Origin of the sequence: Endozoicomonas montiporae CL-33 (assembly GCF_001583435.1) — a bacterium.
In the GTDB taxonomy this organism is placed as follows: domain Bacteria; phylum Pseudomonadota; class Gammaproteobacteria; order Pseudomonadales; family Endozoicomonadaceae; genus Endozoicomonas_A; species Endozoicomonas_A montiporae.
In genome coordinates, this window is record NZ_CP013251.1 from 4224855 (window position 1) to 4238622 (window position 13768).

General features: G+C 47.2%; 11 protein-coding genes. 9 read left to right on the forward strand and 2 right to left on the reverse strand.

Features of this window, described 5'->3' with window-relative positions:
* The first annotated feature begins 8 nt into the window (after positions 1-8).
* Together EZMO1_RS19320 and EZMO1_RS19325 are read left to right on the forward strand one after the other, a co-directional pair.
* Positions 9-572 carry a DUF3833 domain-containing protein gene (locus EZMO1_RS19320; protein WP_034876166.1) on the forward strand — a complete coding sequence of 188 codons (564 nt, stop codon included), beginning with the start codon at positions 9-11 and terminating at the stop codon, positions 570-572.
* Between the two features lie 40 nt (positions 573-612).
* The gene (locus EZMO1_RS19325) at positions 613-1374 is read left to right on the forward strand and encodes an SDR family NAD(P)-dependent oxidoreductase (protein ID WP_034876164.1); all 762 of its coding nucleotides are present in this window, start codon (positions 613-615) and stop codon (positions 1372-1374) included.
* 17 nt (positions 1375-1391) lie between these two features.
* Here the strand turns inward: EZMO1_RS19325 and EZMO1_RS19330 are convergent, their stop codons facing one another.
* Positions 1392-1988, reverse strand: coding sequence for a TetR/AcrR family transcriptional regulator (locus EZMO1_RS19330; RefSeq protein ID WP_051789976.1), 597 nt, complete (start codon positions 1986-1988; stop codon positions 1392-1394).
* 175 nt (positions 1989-2163) lie between these two features.
* Between EZMO1_RS19330 and EZMO1_RS19335 the strand changes: the two genes are divergently transcribed.
* From EZMO1_RS19335 to EZMO1_RS19350, 4 genes are all read left to right on the forward strand, one after another.
* Positions 2164-3408, forward strand: coding sequence for a cytochrome P450 (locus EZMO1_RS19335; RefSeq protein WP_051789974.1), 1245 nt, complete (start codon positions 2164-2166; stop codon positions 3406-3408).
* Between the two features lie 55 nt (positions 3409-3463).
* The gene (locus tag EZMO1_RS19340; RefSeq protein WP_051789972.1) at positions 3464-4489 is read left to right on the forward strand and encodes a Rieske 2Fe-2S domain-containing protein; all 1026 of its coding nucleotides are present in this window, start codon (positions 3464-3466) and stop codon (positions 4487-4489) included.
* A gap of 83 nt (positions 4490-4572) precedes the next feature.
* Complete coding sequence (locus EZMO1_RS19345) at positions 4573-5349, forward strand: acetoacetate decarboxylase family protein (RefSeq protein WP_034876162.1); 777 nt, start codon at positions 4573-4575, stop codon at positions 5347-5349.
* Between the two features lie 528 nt (positions 5350-5877).
* Positions 5878-7797, forward strand: a complete 1920-nt coding sequence (locus EZMO1_RS19350; protein WP_034876160.1) for a hypothetical protein — start codon at positions 5878-5880, stop codon at positions 7795-7797.
* A gap of 15 nt (positions 7798-7812) precedes the next feature.
* Here EZMO1_RS19350 and EZMO1_RS19355 read toward each other — a convergent pair whose 3' ends face one another.
* Positions 7813-8277, reverse strand: coding sequence for an alpha/beta fold hydrolase (locus tag EZMO1_RS19355; protein ID WP_160174060.1), 465 nt, complete (start codon positions 8275-8277; stop codon positions 7813-7815).
* Positions 8278-8608: 331 nt separating this feature from the next.
* On the opposite strand from EZMO1_RS19355, the gene EZMO1_RS19360 reads away from it, so the two are divergent.
* The 3 genes from EZMO1_RS19360 (at position 8609) to EZMO1_RS19370 (ending at position 13717) form a co-directional block, all read left to right on the forward strand.
* Positions 8609-9727, forward strand: coding sequence for an efflux RND transporter periplasmic adaptor subunit (locus EZMO1_RS19360; RefSeq protein WP_051789968.1), 1119 nt, complete (start codon positions 8609-8611; stop codon positions 9725-9727).
* A gap of 2 nt (positions 9728-9729) precedes the next feature.
* Positions 9730-12798 (forward strand): efflux RND transporter permease subunit, encoded by a 3069-nt coding sequence (locus EZMO1_RS19365; RefSeq protein ID WP_034876158.1) that lies wholly within the window; start codon positions 9730-9732, stop codon positions 12796-12798.
* A gap of 205 nt (positions 12799-13003) precedes the next feature.
* A complete protein-coding gene (locus EZMO1_RS19370; protein WP_034876156.1) occupies positions 13004-13717 on the forward strand; it encodes a TetR/AcrR family transcriptional regulator in 714 nt (237 codons plus the stop codon).
* Positions 13718-13768: the final 51 nt, after the last annotated feature.

The following is a 13768-nucleotide window of genomic DNA, read 5'->3' on the forward strand; positions in this document are numbered from 1 at the left end:
GCAATACAATGACAAGGAAATTCATTTACCAACTGTTTGGTTTGATGTCACTGATCTGGCTAGCGGGGTGCAACACAATGAAACCCGATGATTACGCCAACACTACACCCGTGCTTAAAATTGAAGATTACTTTCAGGGACATACATTAGCCTGGGGTATGTTTCAGGATCGTTTTGGTAAAGTGCGAAACCGTTTTAAAGTCGAAATGGTGGGCACCGTAAAAGACGGTGTACTAACGCTGGATGAGGACTTTTTCTACGAAGATGGCTCCACCTCTAACCGTCTCTGGAAAATCAAGATTCTAGGTGACGGATTATACGAAGGAACCGCAGGCGACGTCATCGGACTGGCAAAAGGCAAAGCCGCAGGTCACGCCTTTAACTGGACTTACCAGATGGATCTGCCCATTGGCGACAGCAAATGGCGAGTGACGTTTGACGACTGGCTGTTCCTGCAGGAAGATGGTGTGCTTATCAATGTAGCCACTGTTACCAAGTGGGGCATAACTCTGGGCAAACTAACCTTCGTCTTTGGCAAAAAAGAGCCTTTGGAAGAAGCGTTCAAGCCATGAAAACTGCAACCGTACGACAATCACAATGACAACAATAACAATGACAACAAAAAAGAACGTTATCTGGATTACCGGTGCCAGCATGGGCATTGGCAGAGCCCTTGCCCTGGAGCTGGCAAGCCGTGGACATACGGTTATAGCCAGTGCCCGAAGTGAAGATAAACTGACGACACTGGTTGAAGAGTCCGCCTCACTCCCCGGCTCGATTCATGCCTACCCTCTGGATGTCACCCATCAACAAGCTGTAAACGACGCGGTGGCTGCCATTCAAAAAGATTTTTCAACCATTGATCAGGCAATCCTGAATGCCGGTACATTTCTGCCAATGCAGGGCAACCGGTTCAAAGCCGATGTGATTAAACAGCAGTTTGATCTGAATGTGTTTGGTGTCAGCTATTGTCTGGAAGCATTGATCCCGGTCATGAAGCAACAAAAGCAAGGATTGCTGGCAATCAATGCTTCATTGGCCGGTTATCGCGGACTGCCCAAATCGGCGGCCTACGGTGCCACGAAAGCTGCACTGATCAACATGGCAGAATGTCTGAAACTGGATCTGGACAGGGAAGGGATTGATGTGAAAGTGATCAACCCCGGTTTTGTAAAAACACCCCTGACGGATAAAAACGATTTCCATATGCCGTTTCTGGTCGATAGTGAACAGGCCGCCAGAGTGATCAGTGATGGATTAGCCCGAAGTCGGTTTGAGATACGTTTCCCGACCCTTTTTGCAGGCTTATTGGGATTGCTGAAACACCTGCCCTACCGGTGCTATTTTGCTCTTGTGAAGAGAGCAAAAATCTGAACAGCATGCTGCAAGAGCTATTGCAGCATGCTTTCCTGAATATACGTCAACAACAAACCCGTTCTTTGCCTGACTTCTTCTTTGCTACTATCCAGCAGGCCCAGAGACAGAGCGTTGATCATGGCAACGGTCATTTCTGCACAAAACTCCGGCGTCAGCCCGGGTTTTAATTCTGCTTCCCCTGCCCTGTACATATGCTCATAGCCTGCCTGCATGGAATGCGACTGTTCGGAACCAGTTAGGGTAGAAAGGTTTGCCAGCATGTAGTTAATGAGTTCTTTTTCAAACGCTTCGGCATGAATAATAAAGAGCTCCATCTCACCAATAATAAAACCAAGTTGGGCTGCAAGGCCATTGTGGTGTTTGATGGCGACGGCAATGTTTTCCTGCAATCGGTTAAACAACCGTATCTGGCAGACTTCCAGAATCAGCTCCTGACGGGTGCCGTAGTAGTTATAAAAGGTTTTCTTGGCAATATCTGCAGCTTCACACAGATCATCCACTGTTGTATTTTCCAGCCCTTTAAGGCTGATCAGCCTGACAAGTTCATCCTGAATTTTTTCCCTGACCGCCCGTTTTTTTCGTTCCCTGCGGCTGATTACCTGTACTGTCACTAACCCGATACTCCATTATCTTCATAAAAAAAGACACTCTGTGAAACAGGTCACAGACTGAGACTACCTTGTCGTCCATTTGGACGACTTGCATACAAAAGTACACCACGGTATATTTTTTCACAACCATTCTCTGGGCTATACCACCAGACAAACAATAATAAGGAAGCCAACCATGGGTGCTGCTGAAGAAAATCTGCCTCCGGTAGAAAGCGTGTTTAATCCGATGTCGAGTGCCTACTGCCAGAACCCTGTTCCCCAGTGCCTGGCTCTTGCTGAACGCGGACGGCTGGTATGGTTTGCCCCCTGGCAATCCTGGATCATGACTCAGCTTGATGATGTGATGGACTGCTGGAAGCGTGAATATCTTTCCTCTGACTTCTATGACTGGGAATACGCTAAACCCCGGCCTCCTGAAAGCGAATGGACCAACTTCGAACGCGCCATGATTGGTCACAGCTTACTGGCAGACCATACCCACCATCGTCTGATTCGGAAAATTGTGTCTCCGGCCTTCTCAAGGAATGTGGTTGATGAGATACAGCGCCGTATTGACCCTGACATCAAAAAACTTTACGCCGATCTGGGGGAGCCTGAGTCCTTTGACTTTATTGAAAAAGTTGCCCGGCACATACCTTTTATTTCTATAACCCGAATGGTAGGCGTGCCTGAAAAATACTGGGACGATATCAAACCCTGCATCATGAAGTTCACCGAAGCCTGGAACCCTACCCTGCCTCAGGAGCGCATACAGGCAGCTGTGGATGCCAGTAACCGGGCCATTGATATCATTATCGAGATTCTGGCGGAAAGACGTAAATTACCTCACCAGGAAAACGACTTCATCAGTGTACTGCTGAAGGCAGAAGAGACTCATGAAGACTTTGTCGAAGGCGATATCATCACGCTGATTCTGGCCCTGATCGGAGCTGGTGCTGACACCACCCTGATTGGACAACAGTGGACCGCTTATTCACTGGCTAAACATCCGGAACAGGCCCAAATAGCCCTTTCTTCTCCCGAAGCGTTTACCAATGCATTCAGTGAAGTCATGCGCTGGGGCAGCCCCGGCAAGATGGGCTTTGCCCGTTACGCGTCTGAAGATATGGAACTGCTCGGACAACAGGTTCGAAAAGGACAGATGATTCTGCTGATGCCGCACCTGAAGAACCACAACCCGGCTATTTTTGAAAATCCGGAAGTGTTTGACGTTCAGCGCAAGTTCGACCCGGATGTGCTGTTCGGCTATGGTCCCCGTTTCTGTATCGGTGCATCGCTGGCAAAACGTCAGCTCTATTTGTCCATGAGCGAGATGTTCAAGCGATTCCCGAATCTGTCTCTCGAAAGTGAACCGGAGCGTGATGAAATGGATCACAACTCCATCGCGTTCAAAAAACTCATGATCAAAACCAACTTATAAAGCTTGATAAGTCGTGTTTGATAAGTAGCGGTTGATAATAAGAAGGATAAACGTCATGACTAAACGATACGAACAACCTATCCCCTTTGGCTGGTATGCCATTGAGTATTCTGACAAGCTCAAGGCGGGTGACGTAAAACCATTGCAGTATTTTGGAGAGGAACTGGTTCTGTTCCGGACTGAATCCGGTGAAGCACAGGTACTGGACGCCTACTGTCCACATCTGGGGGCGCACCTTGGACACGGCGGCTTAGTGAAAGGTGAAAGCATCAGCTGTCCGTTCCACGCCTGGGAGTTTAATGGTGAAGGGATGGCAACCAACATTCCCTACGCCAAGCGCACGCCACCCAAGGTGAAAAACAAGCAGTGCATAAAAAGCTATCCGGTGGTGGAGAAGAACCAGATGATCTGGGCCTGGTACCATCCTTACGATGAAGCGCCTACCTTCGAAGTGGAAGAAATTGCTGAAATCGGTCATGAAGACTGGTCAGAAGTTTCAACCTATGAGTGGACCATTCCAACCATTATTCAGGAAACCGGCGAAAACGCAGCGGATCTGGCTCACTTTATTACCGTTCACGGAATGCCGAACATGCCTGAAGGCGATGTTATTTATGATGGCGTTCGTCGTATCACCGAGTTTGACGGCAATGCCAAAGCGGTAAAAGAAGATGGCACCATTGACCGGGACGACACCAGCAACAACGAAGCCATTCACCTGTATTCAGCCAATACCGGCCCCGGGCTGTCATTGCAGCGCTTCTCCAGAATGTTTGATATCGTCATGATGGGTACCATGACACCCATTGATGACCAAAGCATGCAACTACGCTTCAACTTCACCCTGCCTAATGCTGCAACGGATATCAAGAAAGCCATTGCTGAAGGCATACGTAATGAAATTGTGCACCAGGTTGAGCAGGATATTCCTATCTGGGAACACAAAAAGTATCTGCCCAAGCCCATCCTGTGCGACGGCGATGGCCCCATTGGTCAGTACCGCCGCTGGTTCAAACAGTTCTACGCTGAAAAGCCTGTAGAAACCACTGAGAGTAAAGAAGAGTTGATTGCCACGGTATAATCAGCCTTCCCCAGCGGGCAGGCAGATAGCTGCCTGACCGCTTTTCTGACCACAACCCATAATAACAATAAGAGAGCACCATCATGAGCACCGGACCTCAGACGCCTCCAGGTGAAATTGTTAACTGGCCGATGTTGAAAATTAAATACGACACCGACCCTTCTGCCATTGCCAAACTGCTGCCTCCCGGCATTGAGCCCGGCACAAAGCCTACGGTTACCATTACCATCTACAACTTCCCCATTTTGAACGAGCCCGAGTTCGGCTATGTCATCAGTGTCGATGCCATTTGTGACGGTGTGGAAGGCGAGTACCAACTGTGTAATGGTATTGATCAGGAAGCACCGGTACAAAGCTGTCAGGAACGCTGGGGACAGCCAAAATTCATTGCTGAAACCCAATATTACCGGATGATTGATACCGTTACTGCCAAGTGTACTCATCAGGGTTATACCTTTCTGGAGTTCACCGGCAAAGTCACTGGTGTCGATGAAGACGCAGGTGATGTTGTGACCAACGACTGGTGGGTGAAGTTCTCCCGCTCCGTCGATATGATGCCCGGCAAATACGATCTTCCCCCCAAGGTCGTTCATGTAAGAAGTGAATTCGGCACTGCCCATCAGGAAATTCTGGACGGTGAACTGACTCTGCGCGAAAGTCCATGGGACCCTATTGCCACTCTGCTGCCTATCAAGAGCGAAGTAAAAAGTGTTCTCTGGACGCCGGTCTTTAAAGATCGCCAATACGCAGACTACAAGCAGCTGGACGGAGAAGCCTTCTGGCCCTTTACCGAAACCATCAGTGGTTCACGCTGGCCTGGTTTGTGCGGTACACCCATTAAGAAGTTAAGTACTCAGTAATATATAGATTGTTTAATTTCCTCACCCTTAAATAAGCCAGCGTTGTTAATAACGCTGGCTTATTCTTTCCTGAAAACAGCCTTGAATCACTTATCAACAAATCGTCATCAATGAACCAATCCAAAAAATAAAGAACACTTTAGATAAGCCAAAGAAATTAGAAATAAACGCTTATTTAAAAATATACCTCCAGACACTCTGATTAAGCTATAGAATCACATCTGAAAAAACAACCGGTTTATTAATTAACGATCATTCAAAAATCAAGTCAGCTAAATTTATACGCTACAAACAGTAAATGGATTCTCCATTTAATTACAACAACGTAAGTACTCGGCCATACGGAATCGAATATTTCTGGCTTATTGGGCAGGTGCTGAACAAGGCGTTTATGCCCTTGGGTGCAACGGCGGGAGCATAGCGAGCTATGTGACCAGAGTTGGAACGCCGTGCAGTGCCTGAACAATGAGTCAGAAAATATGATTTCGTATGGTCGAGTACTTAAGTTTAAGTGAGGAAGTTCAGACGATGCGTTATCTCGAATTTAAAAAAGTGGCAAGATGGTTTGTTTACTTTTGCCTGTTTTGCACCCCTGCTGAACTTGCTTTTGCACGCGGTTTATCGAGCACAGTCACTACAACAAATCTTCCCACTAACGGTACTATAACCACTCCAACTGTCACAACCCCAGCAGCATCTCTGGCTGATAAAAATGCTGCGTTGTGTGATAGTGATGACATCGATACAGATGATAAAGATGCCTGCCTTGATGTCATGAGAAGGTTATCAGCGCTATCCAGAGAATTTAAAAAAGTAAAAGTCTATACAGAAGGGTGGTTTTTCTCTGAAGCAACCACCATCGACGCCAGCTCACCAGACACGGTACACATAATATCTGGAAATCTGACATTGAAAAAGGGCAGTGTCGCAGCTGCTAAAAATATTGCCATCATGGGTTATGGCAAGCCAAAGCTCTGGCTAACATCAAGTACATTTGCTACTTTTGATTCGGTCATTGATTTAAGAGCTGACGATGCAATTGTTGATGGTCTACAGATCGACCCAAAAGGTTATGTGACTCATATAACTAAACATGCCGTTAATCACTTTATTAAGGTTTCTGGCAACAATGCATCCATCAATAATGTCAGCCTGTTAAATGCAGACTTATCAGGAAAGGCGGTTATTCATGCAGTAACACAGCCTGCAGAAAAACAAAAAGCTCTAAAACTGACTGATATTGATTATGAAGTGGGAAGTGGAATAGCCCTGAGTTCAGCCCTGATCATTGATTCTTATGATTCCGTATTCATGAAAAATATTCGAAATCACAACCTGACTCCAGATTGCATGCTGTTTTTATTAAAAGACGTTGGTACATTAAACATGCAATCAGTGACGTCTTACATTGATAATACCCATTACAATGGATTAACAGGTATCGTTATTGTCTACACTCAGGCCAGATCGGATCTTCAACTATTATTCAAGAATGTAGACCTCAAATTTGAAGCAACTGAATTACACCCACCTGTGATTATTGCAGCCAAAGAAACTATCAGTGGTACATTGACCTTTACTGGCCGCAATACATTTGACACTTCCTCAATTCGCTACCCTGAAGGCCTGATTGTCCATAGTGAAACTGGGCCAACGACGGCACCCTTTTTTTTAAAAACAACCTCTACTGGTGCGAATACAAATGCAACGCCTGAGTACTGGTGGTCTGAATTACCGTCCTGCGCACTGGAAACAAACCAGATCAAACCCTATCTTCATTCAGGCTCCGATACACCAGATTCATCGGCTCTTCATCCATCAAGCCAGTTAAAGACACCCACCCCTGCCTTAACGTCAACACCTGAACTGCCCGCTATGACCATTACACCAGGGCTTTCTTACTCATCAGAATCGGTAACAACAACCAGTACAAAGGTCCGACCAGAACCTGCCCGTACACTATCCAGCGATACCAAAAGCACACCCAAGTCATCTACATTGACACTTTTATCGACCCTTCCAAATAAAGAAACGTCAGGAACGAAGCCACAACTGTCCTACGATCAGTTCAGCGGTTCGTTATCTCCAAAAGGTGTAACAACCAGAAACACAGACACAGAAATCAGTTCGAAAGTTACAGTGTCAACAACTGCAACAGCATCGGGCAGCGACGGTGGTTCAAATTTAAATTACCTTCACTTTTTATGGAGTACTATACCCACGTACATTGTAACCACTCTTGCATCGAAAGAAGTTTGCGTAAGGTTTCACAATAAGGCAGCTTGTTATACCGCAGTCATAACTCGACTGGGACTACCTTACTTCAAAAAATACGGCTGGTTTATGAATGCTATGTATGGTGATTTGATGGTCAATCCACAAGATATGCAAATGAATAATGTCCAACCGCCCGAGCAGCCTGTATATGATGACGTCCCTCTCCTATAGCCTGTACATTCATTATCACTTTGTGGTTTGAGGCTCCTTTTGGTGCCTCAAACCGTCAATGGTTAAAAACTTCTGACGAGCCAGAAAAATACGTGTCAGCCGGTCATCCGGCTTCAGCCAGGTGGCACTGAGTACCAGTGATTTAATTGTCTCAGGATAATCAGCAGCCAGACTCTGGGCTATCGCACCTCCCAGTGAATGACCGACAAAATGCGCTGTTTCAATACCCAGTGCATCCAGCAGAGAAGCAACATCTCCGGTCAGTCTCGCAAGGGTTTCCGGCTCATGTGCCTGATTCGAACTTTTGCCGAAGCCTCGGTGGTCAAAAGTAATGACCTGGAAATACCGGGAAAAATACGTCAGTTGCTCATCCCAGAATGACGCTTTGCCATTCAGGCCACTGATAAAAACAACCGCGTCACCCTGCCCTTTGGATTTATAGTTAAGTTCTGAACCATCGGACAATTTAATTAACGGCATTCGCTTACCATCCTTTTGGTCTCTGATAAAACGCTTGCTGTCCCGAAATGCAATGAACGTGTAGACAGCCCTCATACTCAATAAACATAAATAAATGTTTGCTGAAACCCAAAGGGTCTGCAGCAAGTATAGGTTCGTGATTCACTGATGATAATTAAGATGTAAGAGCTGAATATTGAGTCAAAATTAAAACAAACCAGTCAACCACGACTATTATTATTTGCGTTTATTCCGTGCTTTGATCAACAAGTTGTTCATCGTTTCATTTAGACGACAAAAGTCTTTTAATGCCAAGAGCCTGAAGCAGGCCAGCAATCATACTGGAGGCAGTATGCATACTTCCTGTGTTATGACGTCCCGATTCAGAACACTCATCTACATTGCGACAACAACATTCATACTGCATCTTCTCACTGCCTGTTCAGAGACTGAAGAACAGAGTGTCGATGTAGTTCGCCCTGTCAAGCTGTTCACGGTCAAAGACAGTGGCCGGGAAAACATCAGAGAATTTCCCGCCACAGTGAAAGCCACTGAAGAAGCCGAAGTGTCCTTCAGGGTGTCGGGTGAGCTGGTTGAGTTGCCGGTACACCCGGCGGATGAAGTAAAAAAAGGGCAACTGTTAGCCAAACTGGATGATCGTGACTTCAAAAATACAGTCGCAGTGCGTCAGGCAGACTACGATCTGGCTGCATCAGACTATCGACGTATAGCCTCTCTACGAGCAAAAAAAGTCGTGTCTGTCGCCGATTACGATCAGGCCAACGCCAAGCTCAAATCCTCCAGAATTTCCCTGCAGCTGGCAAAAGATCAACTAAGGGACACTGTACTGAATGCACCTTTCGCCGGACGGATTGCACAGACCATGGTTGAAAACTATCAGTCGGTTCAGGCGCAGCAACCCATATTGATTCTGCAGAGCAGCAATACGCTGGATGTCAGCATTCAGGTACCCGAAAGCATTCTGACTAAAATTCGTGAAGAGGAAGTTAATTACGATTATTTCCCTACCGTGCGCTTTTCTGGCAATCCAGATAAAGAGTATTCACTGACTTACAAAGAACACGACACCCGCGTTACACCGGGTACCCAGTCTTATACTGTGGTCTTTACCATGCAGGCTCCCAAAGAGCTGACCATCTACCCCGGTATGGGAGGTACTGTCACCATTGACCTGTCAAAAGTGACTTCCCGTTCCAAAGCACTGGCTGAATATATCGTTCCAATGACCGCCGTTCTGAAAGACGACAGCACAGGTAAAAACTCGGCCTGGGTTTACAATCCGGACACCGGCGTTGTCAATCCGGTTGAAGTGTCCCTTGGACCCATTACAGATCAGGGCATTACAGTCATGACCGGCCTTGAAGCCGGTGATGAAATTGTCAGTGCAGGACTCAGTCGGCTGCACCCGGACATGAAGGTTAAGCCACTGGAACGCGAGCGGGGGCTGTAGCCGTGAATATTGCCGAGTATTCTATTCGTAATCCGGTGATCAGCTGGACGTTTGTTGTCCTGCTGGTTGTAGGAGGAGCCGTCTCTTTCCTAGGGCTGGGACAACTCGAATTTCCTGAATTCCCGATTCCTCAGGCCATGGTCATAACGGCTTACCCCGGAGCTTCTCCAGAGCAGGTTGAAGAAGAAGTCACCCTGCCCCTTGAACGAGCCATTCAACAGCTTGAGTATGTTAAAAACATCGACTCGATATCCAGTGCCGGACTCTCACAAATAACCGTTGAATTGCTCGATACCTATAAAGCCAGTGAGCAGCCACAAATCTGGGATGAATTGCGGCGAAAAATCAACGATACACAACGTAGACTGCCTCCCGGCGTAATGCCATCCATTGTTAACGATGACTTCAGTGATGTGTATGGCGTGCTCTTCAATATCAGCAGTTCCGATTACAGTTACCGGGAGCTGGAAAACTATGCCGACTACGTACAGAGGGAGTTGTCTCTGGTTGACGGTGTCAAAAAAGTCAGCTTGGCAGGTACTGTTACCGACCAGGTCATCATTGAAATGTCCGAAAGCAAACTGGCTGCTCTGGGTATAAACCCGGCTCGAATCCTGAGCCTGATCCAGAACCAGAATGTTGTATCCAACGCTGGTCGTGTATTTGTCGAAGGACAGTCCATTCGCATACATCCAACGGGCGAATTTCAGGACATACAGGAACTTGAACGACTATTAATCAGCAACCCCGGTAGTTCTGAGCTGATTTATCTGGGCGATATTGCCACCGTCAGCAGAAAGCCGGACGAGACTCCGGTCAACCTTTATCGAAGCAATGGTGAAAAAGCCATCTCCATGGGTATATCGTTTTCTAAAGGCGTCAACGTGGTTAATGTGGGTAAAGCGGTTAATAAACGTCTGGCGGAACTTGAATACAGTCGCCCGGTAGGCATTGACCTGGACATTGTCTATGACCAGCCAGGCGTGGTGAAAAAATCCGTCGCCGATTTTCTGATCAACCTGGTGGAAGCGGTGGTCATTGTTATTGTCGTGCTGCTGTTCACCATGGGGCTTCGCTCAGGCATTCTTATGGGCACCATTTTGCTGCTAACCATTCTGGGCACCTTTATCGGCATGAACATCATCAATGTCGAGCTAGAGCTGATTTCCCTTGGTGCTCTGATTATTGCTCTGGGTATGCTGGTTGACAATGCCATTGTTGTGACGGAAGGGGTTCTGGTTGGGTTGCAGAAAGGTCTGTCCAGAATGGAAGCCGTTAAAACCGTTGTCAGCCAGAACCAGTGGCCTCTGCTGGGAGCCACCGTCATCGCGATTATTGCCTTTGCCCCTATTGGTCTGTCATCCAACTCCACAGGGGATTTCCTGATCTCCCTGTTTCAGGTACTGCTGATAGCCCTGTTAATCAGCTGGGTTCTGGCAATCACCATCACACCTTTATTCTGCTACCTGATGTTCAGTGAGCCCGCAGAAGGCATGGTGGGCGATCAGGTTGATCCTTATAAAGGGGCGCTATTTACTGTTTATCGCAGCCTGCTGAAAGTAGCTTTACGACACCGGTTAACTTCTTTGGCTCTGACTATTGCTGCACTGGTTGCCGCAGTCATTGGCTTTGGCAGTATTAAACAGTCGTTTTTCCCGCCTTCCAACACACCCATCTTTTTTGTGGATGTCTGGCTACAGGAAGGCACCGATATCCGGGAAACAGAAAAAACCCTGCAGGCGATAGAACAGGAAGTCATGAAATACCGGCAGGTCAATAACCTGACAACCGTTATGGGAATGGGTGCCCAGCGCTTCATTCTTACCTACGCCCCGGAAAAAATGTACAGCAGCTACGGTCAGCTGATTATTGAAGTTGCAGATCTGAACACCATCCGGCAGGTCATCCCTGAGATGCAGAAGGATCTTGAGACCCGGTTTCCGGATATTGACTTTAAATTCAAAATGCTTGAGAACGGCCCGACACCTGCTGCCCGGATAGAAGCCCGTTTTTACGGAGCCGACCCTGAAATTTTGCGCAAACTGGCTGCACAGGCCATTGCCATCGCCGAAGCAGAACCCAGCGCCTATGCCATCCGTAACAACTGGCGGGAACAGGTCAATATTATCCGGCCACAGTTTGATGAAGCTGCAGCACGTCGCAGCGGATTATCCAAACAATCCATTGACCAGACCATGCTGATCAACTTTTCCGGCAAACAGATTGGCATCTACCGGGATGGCAGTCACCTGTTGCCTATTGTGGCAAGATCACCAGACTATGAGCGCCTGAATGCCGACCGTATCAGCGATTTACAGGTATGGAGTGATGAGCGTAATGCCTTTATTCCCGTCAGTCAGGCCATCACAGCTTTTGACACCGAAACCGAAAATCCACTCATTATGCGCCGGGACCTCAATAGAGTGCTGACCGTGCTGGCGGATATCCATCCATTCAGTGAAGAAACCGCAGACTCTGTGCGGCAAAAAATACTGGCTGACATTGAAGCCATGCCACTACCTCCCGGTTACTCAGTGGAATGGGGAGGCGAGTACGAGTCATCAAGAGACGCCCAGGAAAGTATCTTTACTTCTCTCCCTGTCGGCTATCTGATCATGTTTCTGATTACCGTTTTTCTGTTCAGCACCATACGACAACCTCTTGCTATCTGGGCAACGGTACCTTTAAGCATTATTGGTATTGCAGCGGGTTTACTGTTGTTGAGAATGCCATTTTCCTTTACCGCCCTGCTGGGAATGCTCAGCCTCTCGGGCATGATCGTAAAAAACGGCATTGTTCTTGTTGAACAAATTAATATCGAAGCGGCTCAGGCATCAACCACCCTGCAGTCTGCCATTCTGGATGCCTGCATCAGCCGGGTAAGGCCGGTTTGCATGGCAGCACTGACCACAATGCTGGGCATGATTCCACTGGTGTTCGATGCTTTCTTCAGTTCCATGGCCGTTACTATTATTTTTGGTCTGGGGTTTGCCACAGTGCTGACACTGGTTGTTTTACCTGTCATCTATGCCTTGCTGTATCGCATCCGGTTTGATCAAACCGAGCCATGATCCGGATTTTTTACCTCAGGGCTATCCCAGGCTCAGGGCTATCCCAGGCTCAGGGCTATCTCCGGGTTATTCTCAGATTCAGCCTCTGAACCAGCCTTCGGAAATTCGTTTTTGCGGATTTCCGAAGTCATCATAAAAGAATTATCTGTAGATAATTCCAACAAAAACGAATATTATTCGAAAATTATTTTACAACGGTAATCTGATGTCCAGACAACAAAAGCGCCAGCAAAGAGAAGCAGAAATCCTTTCAGCCACTATGAAGCTGTCGGAAGAACGCAGTTTTCTCGACCTGCGCATGTCTGATATTGCCAAGGCAGCCGACTGCTCCATGGGAGCCATTTACTCGCACTTTTCCAGCAAAGAAGACCTGCTACTGGGGTGCGCGGATACCATTTGTCGAATGCGAATGCCCTTAAAGCAGCGAGTTTCTCAACAGGAGCTGCCTCCCCATGAGCATCTCGCTCTGATCTGCCTTTGCATGTGGCTTTACGATGATCTGAACCCGGGACATTACCGCCTTCAACAGCTGGCCATGAATCCATCTGTCTGGGAGCGGGCATCTACCCAGCGTTATCAGTCTATTAATGATTTCAGTAACGACATGTACGCCTGGATGAAAGTGATTTCTAAAGAAATTCTGGATCAACATCCAACCCTGCAACATACCGAAGAGCTGGCTCTGGAACTTGAGCTTGGTCTCTTTTCCTGCACATGGGGCCTGTTCCAGATAAAAGAATCCGGATTTCAGGTGTTCGACAGGGTACTGTCTGGCGATAATGCTTATGAAATGCACAAACGACAGATCAAACGTTTTTTTGCAAGCTGGGACATCCACGCTGACGACATTGACGAACGGCTGGACATGCTTGAAGTTCTGGCTAGAACTATTGTTCTGGAAGAAACAAACAACATGTAATTAACTGCCTCTTTACAGCAGTTTCTTTGCGATCACTAACGAATAATATTC

Coding starts and splice junctions, on each gene's coding strand:
- EZMO1_RS19320 (WP_034876166.1), top strand. CDS start 9: ATGACAAGGAAATTCATTTACCAACTGTTTGGTTTGATGTCACTGATC.
- EZMO1_RS19325 (WP_034876164.1), top strand. CDS start 613: ATGACAACAAAAAAGAACGTTATCTGGATTACCGGTGCCAGCATGGGC.
- EZMO1_RS19335 (WP_051789974.1), top strand. CDS start 2,164: ATGGGTGCTGCTGAAGAAAATCTGCCTCCGGTAGAAAGCGTGTTTAAT.
- EZMO1_RS19340 (WP_051789972.1), top strand. CDS start 3,464: ATGACTAAACGATACGAACAACCTATCCCCTTTGGCTGGTATGCCATT.
- EZMO1_RS19345 (WP_034876162.1), top strand. CDS start 4,573: ATGAGCACCGGACCTCAGACGCCTCCAGGTGAAATTGTTAACTGGCCG.
- EZMO1_RS19350 (WP_034876160.1), top strand. CDS start 5,878: ATGCGTTATCTCGAATTTAAAAAAGTGGCAAGATGGTTTGTTTACTTT.
- EZMO1_RS19355 (WP_160174060.1), bottom strand. CDS start 8,277: ATGCCGTTAATTAAATTGTCCGATGGTTCAGAACTTAACTATAAATCC.
- EZMO1_RS19360 (WP_051789968.1), top strand. CDS start 8,609: ATGCATACTTCCTGTGTTATGACGTCCCGATTCAGAACACTCATCTAC.
- EZMO1_RS19370 (WP_034876156.1), top strand. CDS start 13,004: ATGTCCAGACAACAAAAGCGCCAGCAAAGAGAAGCAGAAATCCTTTCA.